Raw genomic sequence first — 24,317 nt, 5'->3', positions numbered from 1 at the left:
CTGCACGCGCGTTCACGAGGTCACGTCCACGGTCCGCTGCTCGCTGGCGGTCAGGGTGAACGGCGACGAGACGCCGAGCACCGAGCCGCCCGCCACGACACGGACCTCCACGAGGTAGTTCTGGGGTGCGTCGACGTCGTCGAACGCGTACTCGCCGGACGGGTCGCTCGTCGTCGTCGCGACGGCCTGCGCACCCGCCATGCCGTAGTCGGCGGCGCGGAAGAGGCGCACGGTGGCGCCGGCGACGGGGCTGCCGGTGCGCGTGACCGTGCCGCGCACGCCCGCGGGCCGCACGAGGACCGGGCTGAGCGACGCGTCCTGGCCGGCCTGCACGACGACGATCTGGGCGACGCTGCGCGTCCCGGCCCGCGTGAACGTCACGGTGTAGGTGCCCGGCGGCAGCGCCTCGACCGCGTACTGCCCCACGGCCCCGGACGGCGTCGACGCGGTGGTGACGGTGCGTGTCACCGCACCGGACGCGACCTGGACCATGACGTTGCCCGCGGGCACCGGGGTCCCGGCCGCGTCCTGCTGGCGCACGGTGCCGGACAGCGTCCCCGTCGACGGGCGCATCGACACGTCGAGCCCCGCCGCGGACGCCGTACCGGACGTGACGCGGCCGAACCCGTCGATGCTCACCGACTGGACCTGCGACTGCAGGTCCGCGCGCGCGAACGTCACGGTGTACGTCCCCGGCACCGGCACGCCGGCCAGCCGCCACGTGCCCGATCCGGAGCGCGCGGCCGTGCGCCACGTGCTCGCGCCGTCGGTCACGGTGACCTCGACGCCGCCCGGGTCGCCGCCCGGCACGCTCACCGCACCGCCGAGCGCCCCCTCGGCGTCCCCGAGGACCACGTCGACGCCCGTGAGCTGCTGGCCCTCGCCGAGCGTCAGGGTCAGCGTCGACGGCGCGCGGCCGTCCGCGCCGACCACCACGGTGTACGTGCCGGGCGTCGGCAGGCCCCGCAGGACGAACGAGCCGACGGCGTCCTGCGTGAGGGAGACCGTCTCGACGCGCACCGTCGCGGACGACGCCATGACGCTGGCCCCGCCCAGGGGGCCGCCACCGCCGCTCACGGTGCCGCTGATGGTCCCGTCGCCCAGCAGCAGCGGCAGCTCCAGGCCGCTGCGGGACTCCCCGGCGGCGACGTCGACGCGCTGCACGTGCGTCGCGAACCCGGTCTTGGCGACGACGAGGTCGTACACGGCGGGCGACGGGACGTCGGCGACCTCGAACGTCCCGTCCGCACCGACCGGCACGGTCCGCACGACCACGCCGTCGCCCGCGACGGGCTCCGCGGTGTCACGCCCGACGTCGGTGCCCAGCAGCGGCTCGGTGTCGAGCGGCATCTGCACCTGGACGGTCGCGCCACCCACGTCGTCTCCCGTGACCGTGCCCGTCAGCGTCGCGGGGACGCCGCCGACGACCACGACGAGGCCCTCGGCGGCGGCACCGTCCTCGACCTCGACCTCGACGGCGTCGTCGGGCGACGGCGCCGCGGGGTACCAGACCTCGGCGAACCCGGCACCGCGCACGCGCAGCAGGAACGACCCGCCGACGAGCCGGGCGACCGCGAACGTGCCGTCGGACGCGGTCGCGACGGTCGCGACCGCCGCCGACGTGTCGTCGGCGGAGACGACCTCGACGCTGACGCCGCTGAGCGTCGCACCGGTCGTCAGCTCCACGACGGTGCCCGCGATGCGCGCGGTGCCGCTCGTCGCCGCGGCGTCACGGGCCTGCGCGACCTGCAGCGCGAGGTCGCGGTCCGCGGCCGAGCGTTGCACGACCGTGCCGAGCGCGAGCGCGATGACGGTCGCGAACACCGTGACCGCCGCGAGCAGGCCCACGAGCGCGAGCGCACCGCGCGTGAACCGCGGCCGCTGCACGAAGACGCCGGTCGCGGCGGGCGGTGCGTCGGTCGCGGGCGCGTGCGGGCCGGTGGTCCGGACCTCGAAGGGCCGCAGCAGCGGGTCGCCGACCCACGGGCGGCGGGCGCGCGCCGTCAGCACCACGGACGTCGACGCGCGCGGCGGCACGACGACCTCGGGCGGGTCGAACGTGAAGACGGCCCGCGCCTCGGGGTCCACGGCCGCCAGGCCGCCGACGTGCTCGGTGTTGCCCTCGTTGTGGAGCACGGCCGTGAACACGGCCTGGCGTCCGGCGGTGACCGTCGGGGGGTCCAGCACCACGCGGGTGCGGCGCAGCGCGGGGACCTCGAGCACGACCTCCTGGACGCTCACGGCCGCCGGGTCCGCCAGGTCGAGGACCTCGACGGTCACGGTCGAGCGGCCCGCGGGCGCGTCGGCGGGCAGGGTCAGGGCGACGCGCACGCTCGCGGTCGCACCGGGGAACAGCCGGGGCTCCGGGTCGCTGACGTGCACCCACGTGGGGTCGACCCCGAGCACGCGCACGCCGAACCCGGCGATGACGTCGCGCGTGTTCGTCAGGGTGACGACGGCCTCGCTGGTGGCGCCCGCCCCGGCGGGGAGGTGGCGGGGGGTCACGTCGACGTGCATCAGGACCCCGGGACCGTCAGGTCGGTGCGCGCGGACGCGCCGCCGCCGACGGTCACGAGCGTCGTGGCCAGCACGCGCCCGTCGGCGTCGAGGACGGAGACGGTCCAGCGGCCCGCGTGCAGGCCCTCGAGCGCGTAGGTGCCGGCGCCGAGGGCACCGCTCTGCGCGGACGTCGTGGTGCGGACCTCGGCGCCGTCGGTGGCCCGCACGGTCAGCCCGGCGACCCCGGTGCTCCCGCGCAGGACCCGTCCCGTCACGGTGCCGACCGCGGGCCGCAGCGTCACCGTGCCGGCCGTGCCGCCCGCGGCGTCGACCGCCACGGTCGTCGAGGTGTACCCCGGCTTCGTGAACGTCAGCGTGAGCTCGCCCGCGCCCACGCCGGCGAGCGTGAACGCGCCGACGTCACCGGCGGTGAGCGTCGTCGTCGCGCCGGCCGCGCCGCCGGCGGCGACCTGCACGCCGCCGAGCCCCGCACCCGTCGGGTCGACGACGCGGCCCCGGACCGTCCCGGCACCCGCGGGCAGCGCGGCGCGCACGTCGTCGCGCTGCTCGCCCGCGCCCAGGTCGACGACGAGGGTCTGGGTGCCGTAGCCGGCGCGCGTGAACGTCAGCACGTACGTCGCGGGCGTCGGCAGCGCGGGCAGCACGAAGCGGCCGACGTCGCCGACGGTCGGTGTGCCGACCTGCACCTCCTCGCCGTCGACCGTGGTCGTGACGGTCACGCCGCCGAGGCGGTTGACGCCGTCGGTGACGACGCCCGCGACCTGGCCCGTGCCGGCGCCCAGCGTCACTGCGGTCGCGATGCGCTCCTGCCCGCCGAGCACGCGCTCGGTGGTGGTCGTCGGCGCGTAGCCCTCGGCCGTGAACGTCAGGGCGTAGGTGCCCGGTGCGGGCAGGCCCTCGAACAGGTAGGTGCCGCCCTGCGTGGTGGTGGTCCACGTCAGCGTCGGGTCGGCGCCGTCCCACGCGGCGGTCGCGGTGACGTCGACGGTGACCTCGCGCGTGGTCTGCCCCACGTCGACGGTGCCGGTCAGGGACGCGGGGTCGCCCTCGACGCGCAGGTCGACGCCCTCGGTGGTCTTCTGCGCCGGCGCCTGCACCGCGCGCGCGGCCGTCTCGTCCGGGCTCGCCGGGTACCAGAGGGTCGTGTAGCCCTCCGCCTGGACGCGCACCAGGTAGGCGCCGGGGAACAGCCCCGACATCGTGTAGGTGCCGTCCGCCTGCGTCGCGGCCGAGGACACCACGACGAGGCCGTCGCGCGAGCGTCGCAGCGCGTCGACCGTCAGCCGCCCGACGCCCTGGCCGTCGACCGCGGAGGTCACCGTGCCGGTGAGCGTCGCGCCCACCGCCGCCGCGACGGCGCCGTCCTTGGCGAGCGCGCCGTCCGGTGCGGCACCGGCACCCACGGTCGCGGCGTAGAAGGACCCGGCGGCGACCTTGCCGACGGGCTCGGCGCCCAGCGCCATGCGCATGCCGAACCACATGGCCGCGGCCCACGCCGCGAGGATCGCGAGCAGCACGAGCGCGGTCACGGCGCCGCGGCCGACCAGCGGCCGGTGCCGCAGGGTCAGCAGGACGCCCCCGGTCGCGGCGTCGTCCCCGACGCCCACCGCCTCGACCCGCACCGCGCGGTCCTGGTCGGACCCGAGCAGCCGGCGCGGTGCGTGCACCACGACCGTGCTGCTGGTGGCCCCGGCCACGGGCACGTGCAGGGTCGAGGGTGTGAGGGTCACGGTGAGCGCGCGGTCGGTGTCGACGGTCCGCAGCGCCAGGTCCAAGGGCACGTTGCCGGTGTTGGTGGCCTGCACCGTGTAGGCGGCGCGCCGTCGCGCGCGCGCGAGCGTGGGCGCGGCGCCGAGCCGCGCGGCCGGGCGCGCGGGCACGGTCAGCTCGACCGGCAGGGGGGCGGGCGCCGCACCGCCGGCACGCCCGGTCAGCACGACCGAGAGCACGTGCGTGCCCGCCGGGAACGTCTCGGGGAGGCGGAAGGTGAGCTGCACGTGCGCCGTCGCGTCGGGGAAGAGCACGACACGGCTCGGGCTCGCGTCGACCGCGTCCGGGGGCACGCCGAGGACCTGGACGGTCAGCTCGTCGATGACGCCCGAGGTGTTCTGCACCTCCAGCGGGACCGTCCCCGTGCCGCCTGGCGCGACCTCCAGGGCGCTGGGTGCGCTGACCGCCCTCATCGGTGCTCGGGCATGCGGCGCGACAGCCGCGTCTCGACGCCGGCCACCGCCGTCGGCGCGTCCCGCCACGGGTAGGCGTCCGCCGCCACGGTCGTGACGAGCGTGAACGACGCCCTGACCTGCCCGCCGAGCGACGTCCACAGGTCGCGCGGACGGTTGCGCTCGTCGGTCGCGACCGCCAGCTGGACCGACGACTCCAGCGCGGCCGGCGCGTGCTCGGCCGGCACGGTCGGGTGCGCGAGCAGGCGCGTCAGGACGTCGCCGAGCAGCTGGTGCTCGTCGCGCGTCGACCCGGCCCACGCGCTGACGAGGAAGCTCAGCTCGACCATCGGCAGGGGGAAGCGACGGCGCACGACCGTGCCGTCCGTGTGCCGCACCGGCGCGTCCATGCGCGCGGGCTGGCCCGAGCGCGCCACGTCGTACAGGAAGAGGTTGACCGTCAGGCGGTTCACGGTGGCCGACCACGTCGAGGTGGGTGCGTCGAAGACGACGTCGCCCTGCTCGGTGGGCAGCGGCAGCGAGGCGCGCAGCAGCCGCTCGAGCCCGTCCTGCACGGCGGGGATGAGCACGGCACCTCCCGGCGGCTGCGGATCACGGACACGCCCGCGCGGTGCCGGCGCGCAGGAGAGAGCTGCGGGACCTGCCGTCGGGTGGCTCCACCGTACGGACGGGCCCGCGCGCCGGGCATCGGTAATCGCTACCGAACCTGCGGCCGGGGGCTCGACGCGCGCTCGCGCGGGCTGCGAGGGTGCGGGGGCGCGTGCGGACCGGCCGTGCGCACCGGGGCCCCGCGCGGGGCCCGGGGAGGTGGGGGAGTCCCGTGGGTGGCACGTCGCCGGCGCTGCAGCTCGACGCGCTGGAGGTGGCCGTGCGACGCCGCGGCAGCGGCTGGGCCGACGCGCCCGCCGCACGCGCGGCGCTCGACGCCCTGACCGCCGACGCACCCGGTCTGGACGCGCTGGCCCCCGCCCTCGACGACCTCGCCGACGCGTGCGCGCTCGACCCGTTCGACCAGCGGGTCGTGGCCGTCGCCCTGCTCGCCGAGGCGCACCCCGTCGCCCACCTGCTGCTCGGGCTGCTCACCGGTGACGGCGCGGCCGGCCTGCCGACGCTCGCGCTCGCGGTCGAGCTCGCGGGGGCGTCCGTCCTGGACCCGGGGGCGCACGCCCGCCTGGCGCCCGGTGCGGCCCTGGGCCTGGCCGGGCTCCTGCGGCTCGTCGGCGGCGGGACCTTCGCGACCACGCGGGTGGGCCTGCAGCCGCGGGTCGTCGCGCACCTCCTGGGTCGTCGGGACGTGGCGCCGAGCGTGCGCGGGCTGCTCGGGGAGGCGGTGCCGGCCGACGTCGTCGGGTACGCCGAGGTCGCCGCGGCGCTGGACGACGACGAGCCCCTGGTGTGGGTGCACGCACCCGTCGGTGCCGCCGGCACCGGCCTGGCCGTGGCCGCGTGCCGCGCGCTGGACGTCGGGTGCGTCGTCGTCGACCTGGACCGGCTGCCCGCGGGCGGTGACGGGCCGGACCGGGCGACGGCCCTCGCCGCGGTCCGCGCGGCCCAGCTCGAGGCGGTGCTGGCCCGCAGCGTGCTGGTCCTCGCCGGGGCGCACACCGTCGGGCCCGACCTCGTGCGGCTCGTCGCGGACGGGGCCGTGCCGGTCGTCGCCGTCGGTGCGACCGTGTGGGACCCGCGCTGGGCGCCGTCCCTGCCGCCGACCGTCACCGCCGGTCGCCTCACCCTCGCGCAGCGCGCCGAGCGGTGGGCGCTCATGACCGGGCACGACGTCGCGACCCCCGACGTCGTGTCGCTGCGCATGACCCCGGAGGAGATCGTCAAGGTCGGCCGCCGGGCGCGCGCCGACGCCGGGCGCGATCACCGCGCCGTGCAGGTCGACGACGTGCGGCGCACCGCGCGGCGCCTCGGCGGCGTGGCGGGGTCGCGCGTGCGCACGCAGGGCACGTCCGCGACGCTCGACGACCTCGTGCTGCCCGTGCACACGCGACGCGAGGTCGAGCGCCTGGTCGCCTGGGCGCGGCACCGCGACGACGTCCTGGCCCTGGGCGACCTGCACGGCAAGGGCGGCAAGGGCACCGGCATCAGCGCGCTGTTCTCCGGGAGCCCCGGCACCGGCAAGACCCTCGCCGCGCACGTCGTGGCCGACACGCTCAACATGGACCTGTTCCAGGTCGACCTGTCCTCGGTGGTCGACAAGTACATCGGGGAGACGGAGAAGAACCTCGAGCGCGTGTTCGGGCAGGCCGAGTCGCTCAACGCCGTGCTGTTCTTCGACGAGGCCGACGCGCTGTTCGGGTCCCGGTCGGCGGTCAGCGACGCCAAGGACCGCTACGCCAACCAGGAGGTGGCCTACCTCCTGCAGCGCATGGAGGCCGCCGAGGGCCTGACGATCCTCGCGACCAACCTGCGGGGGAACCTCGACCCGGCCTTCGCCCGGCGCCTGCACTTCATGATCCACTTCCCGGACCCGGACGTGCCGACGCGCCGCGCGCTGTGGGAGCACCACCTGGCGCAGCTGCCGGGCACGGACCCGGACGACCCGGTCGACCTCGACCTGCTGGCCGAGACCGTCGACGTGTGCGGCGGCGACATCCGCAACGTCGTGCTGGGCGCCACGTACGACGCGGTCACCGACGGCACCCCCCTGGGGATGCGGCACGTGCGCGCGGCGACCCTGCGGGAGATCGCGAAGCTCGGGCGACGCCTCACCGACGCGCGGTGGTGACCCGCCGCCCACCGGAAAGTGCGTAGTGCTTACCGATGTGCGCCGCTACGGCCCCGGACAGGCTGGGCCACGGGCACGTCCGTGCCCGCGCACCGTCCGCGCACCGTCACCGGAGGCCCCGATGAGCTCACACCACGCGCGCGTCCCCGTGCCGGGGACGGCCGCACCCGCCCCCGGCGCACCGCAGACCGCCGCGCCCGCCGCGCCCGAGGCGCTGCGCCCCGCGGCGGCGACGCTCACCGTCGGCGCCGCGGACGACCGCGCCGAGCACGCTGCCGACGCGCTCGCGGACCGCGCGCTGGCCCGCCTCGACGGCACCGACCCGCACCGGCACACCCCGGGCTGCGGGCACCTGCGCCGGTCGGTCGACGCCGGCGCGACCGGCGTCGTCGGCCTGGCCGGCGGCGCGCTGGACGCGGACGTGACGTCGCGGGTCGACGCCGCCCGCTCCGGCGGCACCGGGCTGCCGGGGGGCGTGCGACGCCGCATGGAGTCCGCCTTCGGCACGGACCTGGGGCACGTGCGTGTCCACACCGGCCCGGAGGCCGGGCAGCTGTCCCGGGCGATGTCCGCCGAGGCGTTCACCACCGGCGACGACATCTTCTTCGGCAGCGGCCGGTTCGCGCCGCACGACCCGGTGGGCGAGAAGGTCCTCGCGCACGAGATCGCGCACGTCGTGCAGGAGACCGGGTCGCACGCGGTGCGGCGCTTGCCCAAGATGCCCAAGATGCCCAAGTTCCTCGGCAGGCTGTTCGGCGGCTCGTCGGAGCCGGCCGCGCCGTCGCCGGCCGCGCCGTCGCAGGAGGACCTCGACGCGCAGAAGACCAAGGAGGGCAAGGTCGCCGAGCAGGCCGAGATCGTGGCGCTCGCCGAGGCCCGCGCCTCGGGGGAGCAGGGGCGGGCCACGCTGGCCAAGACGGTCGCGCACGCCCCGGACGCGGAGCCGGGCAGTGCACCGCCCGCCCCGGGCACCGCGGGCACGCCCACGCAGAGCATGGACGAGGCGAACGAGGCCATGCACGAGCTGTGGGTCGAGTTCGACGTCGCCCTGGCCTACGAGCTGAAGATCTACCAGCAGCTCATCGACGTCCCGGGTACGGACCCCGACGAGGCCGCGCAGGAGGCGTTCGACGCCACGTGGCACGACAAGTTCGTCGGGCTGGAGTCGGTCATGCCCAATCGGGGGACCGCCGCCGAGCGGCTCATGCGCCAGGTGCGCTCGGCCCGGAAGGTCGAGGACGCGCACGCCGAGGAGATGATCGCCGAGGACAAGGAGCTCGAGGCGTCGCGCATCCTGCCGAAGGACCTCGAGAACCTCTACGACCGCATGGTCACGACGATGCGGTCGTACGCGAAGACCTCACCGGACCTGCACCCCGCGCTCGCGCGCGACAAGGCGGCCAAGGAGGTCCGCAGCTCGCTCGCCCCCAAGGTCGCGGGCAGGCTGCCGGTGCGCCACTCGGAGGTCGACCGCGAGGCGTGGGCGCGTGCCGAGGGGCGCGCGCCGATCGTCGCAGCACGCCGTGAGCGCCAGAGCCAGGGTCTCCTCGCGAACCTCACGAAGCTCGACGAGTACGATGCGACGGCCGAGAAGGTCGAGGGCCGGGCCGGAGGTGCGGTGTCGACGGTCGGCTCCCTCGGCGGCACGATCGCCGACCAGCTCACCCCGGAGGGCAAGCAGGCGCCGGGCGGTTCGTCTCTCGCCGTGCCCGAAGCCGTCGACGGGGGCGCCCTCGACGCGGTCTCGCGCGCGGCGTGGCGCGAGAAGAACGGCGTGAAGTCGGACGACGCCTACGAGGAGCTCGGCGACGACCCGCTCAAGACGGCCGGCGGCAAGGCGAAGGAGGGCATCAGCACCGTCACCGACATGCTCGGTGGGCTGCTGACCGCGGTCCGTGAGGCGTTCGCGACCGCGCGCTCGGTGCGCGACGCGTGGAAGCACAAGGACCCGCACGGCGCACTGAAGGCGACGAAGTCGGGTGCGTCGGCGGTCGACGCGCTCGTCGCCTCCGCGAAGTCCACCGCCAACCTGTCCAAGCTCATCGACCCCGGCGTCGCGAGCGGAGTCGCCAAGGTCGTCCCGGGCCTCGACATCGCGGCCGCCGCGCTGTCGATGGTCAAGGCCGTCACCGACGTCGCCGTCGCCGGCATGCGCCAGCACGAGACGGACACCGCGATGTTCCAGGCGCGCGTGGCGCGCAAGGGCGAGAAGGCGAACGTCATGGTCTGGCCGCTGATGAACGTCTCGCGCCGCCACACCAAGACCCTCGAGAGCGTCACCTGGGCCCTCGGTTCGTCGGTCGCCGACCTCGGCCTGTCGATCGGCCAGGTCGTCACCGCCGGTGGCTTCGGCATCCCCGCCGCGATCAAGGGCGTCAAGGGGGTCGTCGACAGCGTGCACTCCCTCGGCCACTTCATCGCCGACGAGGTGTACGTCGCGCAGGCGAAGACGGCCGAGCAGGAGTCCGGCCTGCACCTTGAGGGCGGCGCCGAGAACGAGCTGCGCAAGCACCCCAAGGCCGCGGTCGACGGCATCGTGCTGCGGGCCGCCGCGGGTGACAAGACGGCGGAGAACTTCCTCGCCAACTACCGCGTGAACGGCCGGCCGATCGGCCGGCCGCTGCTCGACCGCATCAAGCCGCGCCCGGTCGTCGCGCACGACCCGCGTCAGCAGCGCGCGGTGAAGACGGACCCGGGCCCGGAGGAGCAGACGACCGACGACGGTGCGCTCGCCATGATCCGCGAGGCCGTGCTCGAGTCGATGGGCACCGCCGCCGACCCGCAGAACGTGTTCGAGCGCACCAGCGCGGCGTTCAGCGACGCGGCCGCGTCCGGCAGCGGCCTGCTCGACCGGTGGCGACGCTCCGGGACGCTCGCCGACGACCGCAACGGCGTCAAGGCGGGCGGTGAGGCCAACGGCGGCAAGGCCCGCGACGACCGCGGCTTCATGTGGCGCATGCGCGAGGCGCTCAAGGGCGAGGAGCACCTGGCCCGCAAGGAGCGCATGACGGGCGTGCTCAAAGCCCAGGGCACCGGCGCACCCGTGGCCGGGCTCGTCGTCGGCGCGCACACGCTCGCGCCCGATGCCACGCCGCCGAAGTTCACGGAGTTCCTCGACAAGGTGAGCACCCAGGACCTCGAGGCCGAGCTCGCGAAGCGTCCGTCGCGCAACTCCCCGGAGATGGTCGACCTCATGCTCGAGCTGCTGCAGCGCAAGCTCACCGAGGCCGCGGCATGAGGCCCCTGCTCGACGCGGTCGCCGCGGCACTGGCACAGGCCCGGCCGCTGCAGGTGGACGCGCAGGCGGGCACGCTCGACCTGGCCTCGCGGCTGCCCGGCGACGAGCCCGTGCTGGTGCTCGTGCGTGAGGGCGCGGCGACCGTCACGTGCTACGGCCGGGTGCCCGTGCAGGTGCCGGCCGACCGGGCCGCGCACGTCGCTGACCTCGCGACCGCGCTGAACGGCGCGCTGTTCACCGTGTGCGTCGAGGTGGGGTCGCCCGCCGGGACCGTCGTGGTGCGCGGTGCGCTCGCGCTCGGCCCGCTCGCGCCCGTCGCGGACGGCCGGCCGGTGCTGCACCCCGACGTGCTCGCGGCGCTCGTGCTCGTGGTCGTCCAGGACGTCGAGGCGACGGTCGCGCGGATCGTCGACGCCGTCGCGGACGTCGTGCGCGGCGAGCGCACGCCCGCCGAGGCGGCCCGCGACGTCCGCACGGCTGACCTGGACGCCCTCCTCGGCCCTGACCCCGCCTGACCCCCGACCCTCCGGGCGAGCTCGTACCTCGGCGGCTCCTGGGAGCTCCGAGGCCGCCGAACGACGAGTTCGGCGGCGTGGCGTGGGGCTAGGAGACCATCGTGCGGACCGGGCCGGGGAGCAGGACCTGGATGACACCGCCGTACGCGCACATGCACATCGCACCCTGCGCGAGCACGGGCTGGCCCCCGACGATCGTCCGCGGCGCGCTGGGCGTCCACGTGCCCGTCGTCGCGGGGACGCAGGGCATGGGGGTGAGCACCCCGAGCGCGGCGGCGGTCGCGGCGGCGACCTGCGGGTTCGCGAGCGACGTGCACATCGCGAACGTGGGGACGTTCACCAGGGGAGCGGCGTCCGCGATGGTCGCCACCGGACGGCCCTCGACCAGGACGCGCGGCGTGGGCAGCGCGACCAGCGTCGCGGGGCCCGTGCCGAACGAGCAGGTCACGGTCGCCGACGTGGTCACGGGCAGCGGCACGGCTCAGCGCTCCGAGCCGGCCACGGACGCGGTCAGTGGCTCGCCGGTCGTCGTCGCCAGGCAGGTGACGGTCGTGTCGCCCTCGGACCAGCCGCGCGTCGACGGCAGCAGGTACGTGAAGAACAGCGCCGAGTCGCGGTAGTCCACGCCCACGTAGTCCGCGAACCGCTCGGCGCACGCGCCGTCGGCGAACGCGGTCAGCGCGTCGGCACCGGGGTACGCGTCGGGACCGTCGAGGGCGTCGGGCACCAGCGCGTACACCTCCATCTGGTGGGTGGTGTCGCAGGGGACCGTCGAGACGTCGGTCAGCTCGGCCTGCACCTCCTCGGGGGTGACCACGCAGTCGCCGACGTCCAGCTCGAGCACCTGCGTGCTGGTGGTGCCGTCCCCGCCGAACCACGAGCAGCCCGTGACGCCGAGCGCGACGACCGCCGCGACCACCGGCGCACCGGGTCGTCGCAGCCCGCGGGGAGGCGTCCCCCGTCGCGTGCGCGACGTGCGTTCCATGCGTCCACCCCCACCGTGCCGCCGGCACCCACCGGCCCGTGCAGCCTAGAGGGGCGCCGGGACGGTGCCATCCGTAGTCGTTGCGCAAACGGGTCCGCCCGGCCGGCGGTCGAGGACGCCCCCTCACCTGCCGATGCCGGGAGGGTCACCGCCGCGCTCCGCCTGCGGCGAACACGGGACGTCCGGGGGGTACCCCGCCGTTAGCATCGAAACACGCCGCTCTGTCGGCTCCGCGCGGACCCCTGCCGCGCGGCGCAGACGGGGCACGCCGCTCGTGAGGAGTGCACATGTTCGAGAGATTCACGGACCGAGCCCGTCGCGTGGTCGTCCTCGCCCAGGAAGAGGCGCGGATGCTCAACCACAACTACATCGGCACCGAGCACATCCTCCTGGGTCTCATCCACGAGGGTGAGGGTGTCGCGGCCAAGGCCCTGGAGTCGCTCGGCATCTCCCTGGAGGCGGTCCGCGCCCAGGTCCAGGAGATCATCGGCGAGGGTCAGCAGGCGCCGTCGGGGCACATCCCCTTCACGCCGCGCGCGAAGAAGGTCCTCGAGCTGTCGCTGCGCGAGGCGCTGCAGCTCGGCCACAACTACATCGGCACCGAGCACATCCTGCTCGGCCTGATCCGCGAGGGCGAGGGCGTCGCCGCCCAGGTCCTCAACAAGCTCGGCGCCGACCTCAACCGCGTGCGCCAGCAGGTCATCCAGCTCGTCTCCGGCTACCAGGGCAAGGAGCCCGTGGCGTCGGGCGGCCCCGCCGAGGGGCAGCCGTCGGGGTCGGCCGTGCTCGACCAGTTCGGCCGCAACCTCACGCAGGCCGCGCGGGACGGCAAGCTCGACCCGGTCATCGGGCGCGAGAAGGAGATCGAGCGGGTCATGCAGGTGCTGTCCCGCCGCACCAAGAACAACCCGGTCCTCATCGGTGAGCCCGGCGTCGGCAAGACGGCCGTGGTCGAGGGGCTCGCGCAGGACATCGTGCGCGGCGACGTGCCGGAGACGCTGAAGGACAAGCAGCTCTACACGCTGGACCTCGGCGCCCTGGTCGCCGGCTCGCGCTACCGCGGTGACTTCGAGGAGCGCCTGAAGAAGGTCCTCAAGGAGATCCGCACGCGCGGCGACATCATCCTGTTCATCGACGAGATCCACACGCTCGTCGGGGCGGGTGCCGCCGAGGGTGCGATCGACGCCGCGTCGATCCTCAAGCCCATGCTGGCGCGCGGCGAGCTGCAGACCATCGGTGCCACCACGCTCGACGAGTACCGCAAGTACGTCGAGAAGGACCCGGCCCTGGAGCGCCGCTTCCAGCCGATCCAGGTCGCCGAGCCGAACCTGGCGCACGCGATCGAGATCCTCAAGGGTCTGCGCGACCGGTACGAGGCGCACCACCGCGTGTCCATCACGGACGCCGCGCTGGTCGCGGCCGCGACGCTGGCCGACCGCTACGTCAACGACCGCTACCTGCCGGACAAGGCGATCGACCTGGTCGACGAGGCCGGCGCGCGCCTGCGCATCCGTCGCATGACGGCCCCGCCGGAGCTGCGCGAGCTCGACGAGCAGATCGCCGAGACGCGTCGCGACAAGGAGTCCGCGATCGACGAGCAGGACTTCGAGAAGGCGGCGCGCCTGCGGGACGAGGAGAAGCAGCTCGGCCTCAAGCGCATCGAGAAGGAGAAGGCCTGGAAGAACGGCGACATGGACGCCGTCGCCGAGGTCGACGAGGAGCTCATCGCCGAGGTGCTGGCGAACGCCACGGGCATCCCGGTGTTCAAGCTCACCGAGGAGGAGTCCAGCCGGCTCCTGCACATGGAGGACAACCTGCACAAGCGGGTCGTCGGCCAGAACGCGGCGATCAAGGCGCTCTCGCAGGCCATCCGCCGCACGCGTGCGGGCCTCAAGGACCCGAAGCGTCCCGGTGGGTCGTTCATCTTCGCCGGCCCGACGGGCGTCGGGAAGACCGAGCTGGCCAAGGCGCTCGCCGAGTTCCTCTTCGGGGACGAGGACGCGCTGATCCAGCTCGACATGTCGGAGTTCTCGGAGAAGCACACCGTCTCGCGGCTGTTCGGCTCGCCCCCCGGGTACGTCGGGTACGACGAGGGCGGTCAGCTCACCGAGAAGGTGCGGCGCAAGCCGTTCTCCGTCGTCCTGTTCGACGAGGTCGAGAAGGCGCACGCGGACATCTTCAACTCGCTGCTGCAGATCCTCGAGGACGGTCGTCTGACCGACTCCCAGGGTCGCGTCATCGACTTCAAGAACACCGTGATCATCATGACCACGAACCTCGGCACGCGGGACATCGCCAAGGGCGTCATGACGGGCTTCCAGGCCGGTGGCGAGCTGGCGACGGACTACGAGCGCATGAAGTCGAAGGTCAACGACGAGCTCAAGCAGCACTTCCGTCCGGAGTTCCTCAACCGCGTCGACGACGTGGTGGTCTTCCCGCAGCTCTCGCAGCCCGAGATCTTCCAGATCGTCGACCTGATGATCGCGAAGCTCGACAAGCGTCTGCGCGACAAGGACATGACCATCGAGATCACCCCGGCGGCCAAGAAGCTGCTGTCGGAGAAGGGTTACGACCCGGTGCTCGGTGCGCGTCCGCTGCGCCGTGCGATCCAGCGGGACATCGAGGACGCCCTGTCCGAGAAGATCCTGTTCGGCGAGCTGAAGGCCGGTCAGACGGTCATCGTCGACGCGCAGGGCGAGGGTCTGCTCGGGGAGTTCCTGTTCCACGGCGTCCCGCGCACGGCCGCGTCGCGTGAGCCGGTGGCCGTCGGTGCGCCCGTCGGGACCCCCGGGTCCGGCACGGACGTCCCGCCCGCCCCGACCGCGGCAGGCCGCGGCGACGGTGGCACGGGGCTCGCGCCCGCCTCCTGACCGCACGACCCCGCACCACCGACGAAGGCCCCGGCCCCGCGAGGGACCGGGGCCTTCGTCGTGCCTGCCATGTGCTTTTGGGGGGTTTGACGATACATCGGGTGAATGCGAGAGTCGGTCACGGCTGCCGATGACACGGGTGCGTCCGGCTGTCGTCCGACGGGGTGACGCCGCACGTCCACCGCGGACCGAGCCGCCGGGCGCACCTGACGGCAGGGGGCACCCAGGCGCCGCCTGGGATCAGCTGGCTCGACGAAGAGGACAGATCTGATGAGGGCAACGAGAACGCTGGCGGCGTCGACCGCCGTGGTGATGGGCGCACTGGCGCTGGCAGCCTGCGGAGGTTCGGGCGACTCGGGCGGGGACGACGGTTCCGTCCAGATGACCTACTGGCACAACTCGACGACCGACGACGGCAAGGCCTACCAGCAGGAGATGGCGGACGCCTTCGAGGCCGAGCACCCCGGTGTCGAGATCACGCTCCAGGTGGTCCAGAACGAGGACATGGACGGCAAGCTGCAGACCGCCCTGAACTCGGGCGACGCGCCGGACGTCTTCATGGCGCGCGGCGGCGGCAAGCTCGCCGACATCGCCGAGGCCGGGCAGGTCATGGACCTCACCGACCTGGTCGACGACTCCACGCGGGACGCGCTGGGCACGACGGTCGAGGCGTTCACCGTCGACGGCAAGGTCTACGGCATGCCGACGGCCGTGCTGCCCGGCGGCATCTTCTACAGCAAGGACCTGTTCGCGCAGGCCGGCATCACCGACCTGCCCACGACGATGACCGCGCTCGAGGACGCGGTCGCCAAGCTCAAGGCGGCCGGGATCGCGCCGATCGCGCTCGGTGGCAAGGACGCGTGGCCCGCCGCCCACTGGTACTACTTCTTCGCGCTGCGCGCGTGCTCGCAGGAGACCGTCGAGGCGGCGGCCACCGAGCGCAGCTTCGACGACCCGTGCTGGACGGAGGCCGGCGAGCAGTACACGCAGTTCGCCGACCTCGAGCCGTTCAACGAGGGCTTCCTGTCGACGACGGCGCAGCAGGGCGCGGGCTCGTCGGCCGGGCTCGTCGCCAACCACCAGGCGGCGATGGAGCTCATGGGTGCCTGGAACCCGGGCGTCATCGGCGGTCTGACGCCCGACGGCGAGCCGCTGGCCGACCTGGGCTGGTTCCCGTTCCCCGAGGTGGAGGGGGGCCAGGGCGACCCGACCGCGATGATGGGCGGCATCGACGGCCTGAGCTGCCACGTCGACGCGCCCGCCGAGTGCCCCGAGTTCCTCAACTTCCTGCTGGAGAAGGACAACCAGGAGGGCTTCGCCGAGGCGTTCGTGTCGATCCCGGCGAGCAAGGAGGCGCTGGGCGCCGTCACCGACCCCGCGCTGCAGGAGATCCTGGCGGCCTACGAGGACGCCGCGTACGTGTCGGTGTGGCTGGACACCCTGTTCGGCCAGAACGTGGGCAACGCGCTGAACACGGCGGTCGTCGAGATGCTGGCCGGTCAGGGTGACGCGGCGAGCATCGTCGCGACGGTCAACGCCGCAGCGGCCAAGGAGTAGCGGGGGGCGCAGGGCGCGGCCGGTGACGTCCCGCGGCGTCACCGGCAGCCCTGCGCACGTCGTCGGACGGTCGCGGCGGGCCGCCGCCCCGCTCGTCCGCTGTGCACAACCGGGACGCGCGGGCGCCGGGGGGCTTCGGGCTGATTGTCCGGACCTGTCGGGCAGGTTTCGATATCGTTATCGATCGCAGTTTGACGTTACATTCGGGCGCCTGCGACAGTCGGAAACGGCCACCCCGCACGACGGGGGGAGTGCTGGCAAGCGTCCGAAGGGGTGACGTCGTCCGTCTTCCGGCGGCGGGACGCGACGCGGCGGTCCCGGTGGCTCCACGGGCGTCAGCGACGCCCGGGCCCCGTGAGGCTCAACGAAGAGGACACGACCGATGAGGGTAAAGAAGACCATCGCGGCATCCACCGTGGTGCTGATGGGCGCGCTGGCGCTGGCCGCCTGCGGCGGTGCGGACAGCGGTAGCGCCGGCGGCAGCGCCGACGGCTCGGTCGAGCTGACGTTCTGGCACAACTCGACCACCGGTGACGGCAAGGCGTACTGGGAGAAGACGGTCGCCGCGTTCGAGGACGCCAACCCGAACGTCACGATCGACGTCCAGTCCGTCCAGAACGAGGACATGGACGGCAAGCTCCAGACCGCCCTGAACTCGGGTGACGGGCCGGACATCTTCATGGCGCGTGGCGGCGGCAAGCTGGCCGACATCGTCGAGGCCGGTCAGGCCATGGACCTCACCGACAGGATCTCCGACGAGGTGCGCGACGCCGTCGGCGGCGCGCTCGACGCCTTCGCGGTGGACGGCAAGGTCTACGGCATGCCCACCGCGGTGCTGCCCGGCGGCATCTGGTACAGCAAGGACCTGTTCGCGCAGGCCGGCATCACGCAGACGCCGACGACGATGGCCGAGCTCGAGGACGTCGTCGCCCAGCTCAAGGCCGCGGACATCCAGCCCATCGCCCTGGGTGGGAAGGACGCGTGGCCCGCCGCGCACTGGTACTACTTCTTCGCGCTGCGCGCCTGCACGCAGGAGGCCATCAACGACTCGGCCGCCGAGATGACGTTCGACGACCCGTGCTGGCTCGAGGCGGGTCAGGCGTACGCCGACTTCGCCGAGGTCGAGCCGTTCAACAACGGCTTCCTCACCACGACGGCGCAGCAGGGTGCCGGATCCTCGGCCGGTCTGCTGGCCAACCACGAGGCCGCGATGGAGCTCATGGGTGCGTGGAACCCGGGCGTCATCGCCGGTCTGACGCCGGACGGCGAGCCCCTGGCCGACCTCGGCTGGTTCCCCTTCCCGGCGGTCGACGGTGGCGAGGGTGACCCGACGGCCATGATGGGTGGCGTGGACGGCTACGCCTGCCACGCGGACGCCCCCAAGGAGTGCGCCGACTTCCTGAACTTCTACATGGAGCAGGAGCACCAGGAGGGCTACGCCGAGGCGTTCGTGACGATCCCGGCGTCCAAGGACGCCCAGGCCGCCGTCACGGACCCCGCTCTGCAGGACGTGCTCGCGTCCTACAACGACGCCGCCTACGTGAGCGTGTGGCTCGACACGCTGCTCGGCCAGAACGTCGGCAACGCCCTGAACACCGCCGTCGTCGAGATGCTCGCGGGCAGCGGCGACGCCGACAGCATCGTCGCCACGGTCAAGGCCGCGGCAGCCAAGGAGTAACGACCGACATGAGCGACTCCCAGGGCGAGAACGCGCTCGCCACGACGCCGTCGCCCGCGGGACGCTCGGCGATCGGGGACGGTGCCACGACGGCACCGTCCCCGGTCCGCCGGACCCGGCGGACCGACTGGCGCAAGCACGCCGAGATCGCACTCCTCGCGGGCCCGGCCATCATCATGTTCGTCGCCTTCGTGATCTTCCCCGTGGTCATGGCGGCGTACTACGGCTTCTTCAAGTGGAAGGGCTACGGCGCTCCCACCGACTTCGTCGGGCTCGAGAACTACGTCACGATCCTGCAGGACACGACGTTCCACGAGGCGCTGCTGCACAACGGCTTCATCGTCGTGATGTCGCTGGTCATGCAGGGCCCCGCGGCGGTGATCCTCGCGCTGCTGCTGAACCGCAAGATCCGCGGACGCTCGCTGATCCGCGTGCTCATCTTCGTGCCCTACGTCGTCTCCGAGGTCATCGTCGGTACCGGCTGGAGCCTGATGCTCCAGACCACGGGCGCCGTCAACGGCTTCCTGGAGAAGATCGGGCTCGAGGGCTGGGCGGTCGACTGGCTGTCCGACCCCGACGTCGCGATCTGGTCGCTGATGCTCATCATCACGTGGAAGTACGTGGGCTTCGCGGTCATCCTGTTCCTCGCGGGTCTGCAGTCGATCCCCGAGGAGCTGCACGAGGCCGCCGCGATCGACGGCGCGACCTACTGGCAGGCGCAGCGCCGCATCACGCTGCCCCTGCTCGGCCCGACGGTGCGGATCTGGGCGTTCCTGTCGATCATCGGCTCGCTGCAGCTGTTCGACCTCGTCTACATCATCTGGGGTCAGTACGTGTCCGCCACGGCCGGCACCTCGACGATGGCCACCTACATGGTCCTCAACGGGCGCAACGCCGGGAACTACGGCTTCGGCAACGCCGTCGCCGTCGTCCTGTTCATCATCTCGCTGGTCATCGCGCTGACCTACCAGCGCTTCGTGCTCCGCCGCGACACCGAGGGCGCGCTCACGGGAGGGAAGAAGTGATGGCTGCCATCGCCGTCCAGGCAACCCCGGCACCGACGCAGACGCCGACGAGGCGCAAGAGCAAGCTCGAGCGGGTCAACCCGCTGGTGTACGTCGTCGCGTGGCTGCTCGTGGGGGTGTGCATCGGCCCCGTGGCGTTCATCATCCTCGGGGGCCTGCGGACCAACTCGCAGATCACCATGGACCCGTCGGGCTTCCCCAGCACCTGGGAGTGGGGCAACTACTCGTCGGTGCTCAACAGCTCGATCTTCTGGCAGCAGGCCGCGAACTCCGCGATCTGCGCCATCGCGACCACGGTCGGCGTGGTCATCCTCGGGGTCATGGCGAGCTTCGTGCTCGCGCGGTACGACTTCAAGGCGCAGCCCGCGATGTACTCGCTGTTCGCGGCGGGCCTGATGTTCCCGATGACGGTGGCGATCACGCCGCTGTACATCCTCATCAAGAACCTCGGGCTCATGAACTCGCTCGCGGGGATCATCCTCCCGCAGATCGCGTTCGCCCTGCCGACCACGATCATCATCCTCGTGCCGTTCCTGCGGGCGATCCCCAAGGAGCTGGAGGAGGCCGCGTCGATCGACGGCGCGAGCCGTCTCGGGTTCTTCTTCCGCATGGTCGTCCCGCTGTCGATCCCGGGCGTCGTGACGGTCGGGATCCTCGCCTTCGTCGCGAGCTGGAACAGCTACATGCTGCCCCTGTTCATCCTCAACGACGAGATGATGTACACGCTGCCGCTCGGCGTGCAGTCGTTCGCCTCGCAGTACTCGGTCGACACCGCCCGGGTGCTGGCGTTCACGTCGCTGTCGATGATCCCGGCGCTGATCTTCTTCTCGCTCTTCGAGCGACGGATCGTCGGCGGTCTCACCGGCGCCGTCAAGGGCTGACGGAGCCTTCGCGCGGCCGTCCGGGCACGTCCCGGGCGGCCGCGTCCTGTACCACCTCGCCACCCCTGAAGGAGCACCACCCTCGTGTCCGACACACCCGGCACCGCCACGCACGACGTCGTGCGGGCCGCTGCCGTCCCCCCTGCCATGCCCCTCGTCTCCGAGCGCGTGCGGGACCTGCACGCGCGGATGACGCTGGAGGAGAAGCTCGCCCAGCTCGTCGGCTACTGGCTCGACCAGAACGGCACGGTCGCCCCCATGCAGTCCGAGATGGCCTCGGGGCAGAAGGACCCCGGCCAGCTCGCCGAGATCACGCGCCACGGCCTCGGCCACTACACCCGCGTCTACGGGACGCGCCCGGTGGAGCCCGCCGAGCGGGCCGCCTGGCTCTGGGCCGAGCAGCGCCGGCTCAAGAGGGAGACGCGCCTGGGCATCCCGGCCCTCGTGCACGAGGAGTGCCTCACCGGCCTCGCGGCGTGGCAGGCGGCGAGCTACCCGACGCCGCTGGCGTGGGGCGCGTCGTTCGACCCCGAGCTGGTGCACGCGGCAGCCCGCGCCATCGGCGACTCGATGCGCGAGCTCGGCATCCACCAGGGCCTGGCGCCCGTCCTCGACGTCGTCGGCGACCCGCGCTGGGGCCGCGTCGACGAGTGCATCGGGGAGGACCCGTACCTCGTCGGGACCGTCGGCACGGCGTACGTGCGGGGCCTGCAGGAGGCCGGCGTCCACGCCACGCTCAAGCACTTCGTCGGGTACTCCGCGTCCGCCGCGGGCCGCAACCACGCGCCCGTGCACGCCGGCCCGCGCGAGCTGGCCGAGATCTACCTGCCGCCGTTCGAGATGGCGGTGCGCGACGGCGGCGTCCGCTCGGTGATGAACTCGTACGCGGACGTCGACGGCGTCCCGGTCGCGGCGGACCCGCACTACCTCACCGACGTCCTGCGCACCGAGTGGGGCTTCGACGGCGTCGTCGTGGCCGACTACTTCGCGGTCGCGTTCCTCCAGGTCATGCACGGTGTGGCCGCCGACCGCGGCGAGGCGGCCGCGCTGGCGCTCGCCGCCGGGCTCGACATCGAGCTGCCCACGGGCGACGCGTTCCTCGAGCCGCTGGCCGCGCGGATCCGTGCCGGCCTGACCGACGAGGCCCTCGTCGACCGCGCCGTGCTGCGTGCGCTCGCGCAGAAGGAGGAGCTGGGCCTGCTCGACCCCGAGGCGTTCGAGGACGAGCCGCCGACGCACGTCGACCTGGACTCCCCGCGCCACCGTGAGCTCGCGCGCCGGCTCGCCGAGGAGTCGGTCGTGCTGCTCTCGAACGACGGCGTCCTGCCGCTCGCGCAGCCGCGGCGCGTCGCCGTCGTCGGACCCAACGCCGCGCGTCCCGAGGCGCTGATGGGCTGCTACTCGTTCGCCAACCACGTGCTGGCGCACCACCCCGACCTGCCGCTCGGCTTCGAGATCCGTAGCGTCCACGAGGCGCTCGCGGCGGCGCTCCCCGACGTCACGTTCGCGGAGGGCTGCACGGTCGAGGGCGACGACGAGTCCGGGTTCGCGGCGGCCGTGGCGGCCGCTGCCGACGCCGACGTCGCCGTCGTCGTCGTGGGCGACCAGGCCGGGCTGTTCGGCCGCGGCACGGTCGGCGAGGGCAACGACGTCCAGTCGCTCGAGCTGCCCGGCGTGCAGCGCCGGCTCGTCGAGGCGCTCGTCGCCACGGGGACGCCCGTCGTCATGGTGCTGCTCACGGGCCGTCCCTACGCGATCGGCTGGGCCCTGGACGGCGAGGGTCCGCGTCCTGCCGCGGTGCTGCAGGCGTTCTTCCCCGGCGAGGGCGGCGGCGACGCGATCGCGGACCTGCTGACCGGCGTCGCGAACCCGTCGGGCCGGTTGCCCGTCTCGCTGCCGCGCGCCGCGGGTGCGCAGCCGTTCCGCTACCTGCACCCCGTCCTCGGCGGCCCGTCCGACGTCACGTCGACGGACCCGACGCCCGTGCGGCCCTTCGGCTTCGGCCTGGCGTACACCACGTTCGCGTACGACGACCTGCAGGTGGACCCGACGGTGGACTCCGCGGGCGTCTTCACCGCGGCCGTGACCGTCACCAACACGGGTGACGTCGCCGGTGCGGACGTCGTGCAGCTCTACGGGCGCGACGTCGTCGCGTCCGTCGTGCGGCCCGTGGTGCAGCTGCTCGGGTACGCCCGGGTCGAGCTCGCGCCCGGGCAGTCGCGCCGCGTGACGTTCCAGGTCCCGACGACGCGCGTGGCGCTGGTCGACCGCCGCCTCGTGCGGGTCGTCGAGCCGGGCGAGGTGCAGGTCTGGGTCGCGTCGCACGCCGCGGTCACCGACCCGGCCACCGTGGTGGACGCCACCGGCGGGGCCATCGCCAGCGCGCGCGAGATGACGCGGCACACGGTGCCGGGGCAGAGTACGCCGCACGCGGTGCTGCAGGTCACGGGCGCCGTGCACGAGATCACCGCCGAAGACCGGCGGATCGTCGACGTGGAGGTCAACGACGCATGAGCACCGTGAACAACCCCATCCTGCCGGGGTGCTACCCCGACCCGTCGATCTGCCGGGTGGGCGACGACTACTACCTCGTCACCTCGACGTTCGAGTACCTCCCGGGCCTGCCGGTCCTGCACAGCCGCGACCTGGTGACGTGGGAGCAGATCGGGCACGTCGTGGACCGGCCCGGTCAGCTGGACTACACCGGCATCGCGTCGTCCGGCGGGTTGTACGCGCCGACGATCCGTCACCACGACGGGCTGTTCTGGGTCATCTGCACGCTCGTCGGCCAGCCGCACGGCAACCCGGGCGGCAACTTCCTCATGACGGCCACGGACCCGGCCGGCCCGTGGTCCGACCCGATGTGGCTCGACGCGGACGGCATCGACCCGTCGATCTTCTTCGACGACGACGGCCGCATCTGGGTGCACGGCACGCGTCTGGCGCTCGAGCCCGAGTGGTTCCACCAGACCGAGGTGTGGATCCGCGAGCTCGACCCCGAGACCAAGAAGCTCACGGGGCCCGAGCACGTGGTGTGGTCCGGTGCCGTCAAGGGCGCCGTCTGGGCCGAGGCGCCGCACCTCTACAAGGTCGACGGCACGTACTACCTGATGGCGGCCGAGGCCGGCACCGAGTTCCACCACGCCGAGAGCATCGCGCAGGCGGAGGTCGTGACCGGGCCGTACACCGGGACCCGCGGCAACCCGATCCTCACGCACCGGCACCTGGGCCGTCAGCACCCGGTCGTCGGGGCCGGGCACGCCGACCTCGTCGAGGCGGCCGACGGCAGCTGGTGGGCCGTGCTGCTCGCCATGCGCACCTACGGCGGCTACCACTACCCGCTGGGCCGCGAGACGTTCCTCGTCCCCGTGGTCTGGGAGGACGGCTGGCCGGTCTTCGCACCGGGCGTCGGCAAGGTCCCGGACGAGGTCGAGGTGCCGTTCGCGACGGGTCCCGCACGCGGGCCCCTCCAGGGGCTCGCGTCCGGGACGGTGCCGGCGGACGACCCGCGCTGGACGGCCGTGCGCGCGCTGCCCAGCGAGGTCGCCACGCCTGCCGGCGAGGGCTGGGACCTGCCGCTGCGTCCCGCGACGCTCGCGGACGTCGACGTCGCCGCGTTCCTGGGCCTGCGGCTGCAGCACCAGGACGCCGACCTCGTGGCGCGCGTCGCCGTGGACCTCGCCGCCGGCGAGGAGGTCGGTGTGGTCGTGCGGCAGTCCGAGAAGGACCACGTGCGTCTCGCGGTCACGCCCGACGGCGACGGCCTGCGGGCGCGGGTCGTGCACCGGCAGCGCGACGAGGACCGCGTGCTGGGTGAGGCGGCGGTCGCCGCCGGTGCGCCGCTCACGCTGTCCGTGCGCGCGCGCGGCGCGGACCTCGAGCTCGTCGTCGGTGCGGGCGACAGCGAGCCCGTCGTCGTGGGCACGGCCCTCGCGACGGACCTCGACACCGTCGCGACCGGCGGCTTCCTGGGCCTGTGGCTCGGCGTCTACGCGACGAGCAACGGCGCCCCGACGAGCACCGTCGCCCACGTCGAGCGCGTGACCTACACCCCCACCGCCTGACCCCTGGTCGTCGCCCGACCCCTGGTGAGAGAGCAATCGAGCTCTCTCACCAGGGGCTGGATTGCTC

At 73.6% G+C, this 24,317-nt stretch carries 15 protein-coding genes; 10 read left to right on the top strand and 5 right to left on the bottom strand.

What is annotated here, in order from left to right:
• Positions 1 to 12: 12 nt before the first annotated feature.
• From KKR89_RS15245 to KKR89_RS15235, 3 genes are read right to left on the bottom strand one after another with little or no spacing between them, the layout of a single operon-like run.
• On the bottom strand, positions 13 to 2,505 hold the full coding sequence (locus tag KKR89_RS15245; protein ID WP_208196188.1) for a carboxypeptidase-like regulatory domain-containing protein: 2,493 nt from the start codon (positions 2,503 to 2,505) through the stop codon (positions 13 to 15).
• A gap of 11 nt (positions 2,506 to 2,516) precedes the next feature.
• A complete protein-coding gene (locus KKR89_RS15240; RefSeq protein ID WP_208196187.1) occupies positions 2,517 to 4,703 on the bottom strand; it encodes a carboxypeptidase-like regulatory domain-containing protein in 2,187 nt (728 codons plus the stop codon).
• On the bottom strand, positions 4,700 to 5,272 hold the full coding sequence (locus KKR89_RS15235) for a DUF4255 domain-containing protein (RefSeq protein ID WP_208196186.1): 573 nt from the start codon (positions 5,270 to 5,272) through the stop codon (positions 4,700 to 4,702). Before KKR89_RS15235 ends, KKR89_RS15240 begins: the two co-directional genes overlap by 4 nt.
• Positions 5,273 to 5,523: 251 nt before the next feature.
• On the opposite strand from KKR89_RS15235, the gene KKR89_RS15230 reads away from it, so the two are divergent.
• The 3 genes from KKR89_RS15230 to KKR89_RS15220 all read left to right on the top strand — a co-directional run bounded on the left by KKR89_RS15230 (position 5,524) and on the right by KKR89_RS15220 (position 11,190).
• Entirely contained in the window at positions 5,524 to 7,437 is a 1,914-nt protein-coding gene (locus KKR89_RS15230; RefSeq protein ID WP_208196185.1) for an ATP-binding protein, read from the top strand.
• Positions 7,438 to 7,558: 121 nt separating this feature from the next.
• Positions 7,559 to 10,675 carry an eCIS core domain-containing protein gene (locus tag KKR89_RS15225; RefSeq protein ID WP_208196184.1) on the top strand — a complete coding sequence of 1,039 codons (3,117 nt, stop codon included), beginning with the start codon at positions 7,559 to 7,561 and terminating at the stop codon, positions 10,673 to 10,675.
• On the top strand, positions 10,672 to 11,190 hold the full coding sequence (locus tag KKR89_RS15220; RefSeq protein ID WP_208196183.1) for a hypothetical protein: 519 nt from the start codon (positions 10,672 to 10,674) through the stop codon (positions 11,188 to 11,190). Before KKR89_RS15225 ends, KKR89_RS15220 begins: the two co-directional genes overlap by 4 nt.
• Positions 11,191 to 11,278: 88 nt before the next feature.
• On the opposite strand, the gene KKR89_RS15215 is transcribed toward KKR89_RS15220, so the two are convergent.
• On the bottom strand, positions 11,279 to 11,668 hold the full coding sequence (locus KKR89_RS15215) for a DUF4280 domain-containing protein (protein WP_208196182.1): 390 nt from the start codon (positions 11,666 to 11,668) through the stop codon (positions 11,279 to 11,281).
• A gap of 3 nt (positions 11,669 to 11,671) precedes the next feature.
• Complete coding sequence (locus tag KKR89_RS15210) at positions 11,672 to 12,175, bottom strand: septum formation family protein (RefSeq protein WP_208196181.1); 504 nt, start codon at positions 12,173 to 12,175, stop codon at positions 11,672 to 11,674.
• A gap of 287 nt (positions 12,176 to 12,462) precedes the next feature.
• Between KKR89_RS15210 and KKR89_RS15205 the strand changes: the two genes are divergently transcribed.
• The 7 genes from KKR89_RS15205 (at position 12,463) to KKR89_RS15175 (ending at position 24,250) form a co-directional block, all read left to right on the top strand.
• A complete protein-coding gene (locus KKR89_RS15205) occupies positions 12,463 to 15,045 on the top strand; it encodes an ATP-dependent Clp protease ATP-binding subunit (RefSeq protein ID WP_208196180.1) in 2,583 nt (860 codons plus the stop codon).
• A gap of 270 nt (positions 15,046 to 15,315) precedes the next feature.
• A complete protein-coding gene (locus KKR89_RS15200; protein ID WP_208196179.1) occupies positions 15,316 to 16,602 on the top strand; it encodes an extracellular solute-binding protein in 1,287 nt (428 codons plus the stop codon).
• A 382-nt stretch (positions 16,603 to 16,984) separates the two neighbouring features.
• On the top strand, positions 16,985 to 18,280 hold the full coding sequence (locus KKR89_RS15195) for an extracellular solute-binding protein (protein WP_208196178.1): 1,296 nt from the start codon (positions 16,985 to 16,987) through the stop codon (positions 18,278 to 18,280).
• A gap of 8 nt (positions 18,281 to 18,288) precedes the next feature.
• Positions 18,289 to 19,305 (top strand): carbohydrate ABC transporter permease, encoded by a 1,017-nt coding sequence (locus tag KKR89_RS15190; protein WP_208196177.1) that lies wholly within the window; start codon positions 18,289 to 18,291, stop codon positions 19,303 to 19,305.
• Positions 19,305 to 20,186, top strand: a complete 882-nt coding sequence (locus KKR89_RS15185) for a carbohydrate ABC transporter permease (protein ID WP_208196176.1) — start codon at positions 19,305 to 19,307, stop codon at positions 20,184 to 20,186. Before KKR89_RS15190 ends, KKR89_RS15185 begins: the two co-directional genes overlap by 1 nt.
• A gap of 147 nt (positions 20,187 to 20,333) precedes the next feature.
• The gene (locus KKR89_RS15180; protein ID WP_208196393.1) at positions 20,334 to 22,700 is read left to right on the top strand and encodes a beta-xylosidase/alpha-l-arabinosidase; all 2,367 of its coding nucleotides are present in this window, start codon (positions 20,334 to 20,336) and stop codon (positions 22,698 to 22,700) included.
• Positions 22,697 to 24,250, top strand: coding sequence for a glycoside hydrolase family 43 protein (locus KKR89_RS15175; RefSeq protein ID WP_208196175.1), 1,554 nt, complete (start codon positions 22,697 to 22,699; stop codon positions 24,248 to 24,250). The genes KKR89_RS15180 and KKR89_RS15175 overlap by 4 nt, the downstream gene beginning before the upstream one ends.
• The last annotated feature ends 67 nt before the right edge of the window (positions 24,251 to 24,317 follow it).

This window comes from Cellulomonas dongxiuzhuiae (assembly GCF_018623035.1).
Taxonomy (GTDB): Bacteria; Actinomycetota; Actinomycetes; order Actinomycetales; family Cellulomonadaceae; genus Cellulomonas; species Cellulomonas dongxiuzhuiae.
This window is presented reverse-complemented; position numbering and strand designations above follow the sequence as displayed.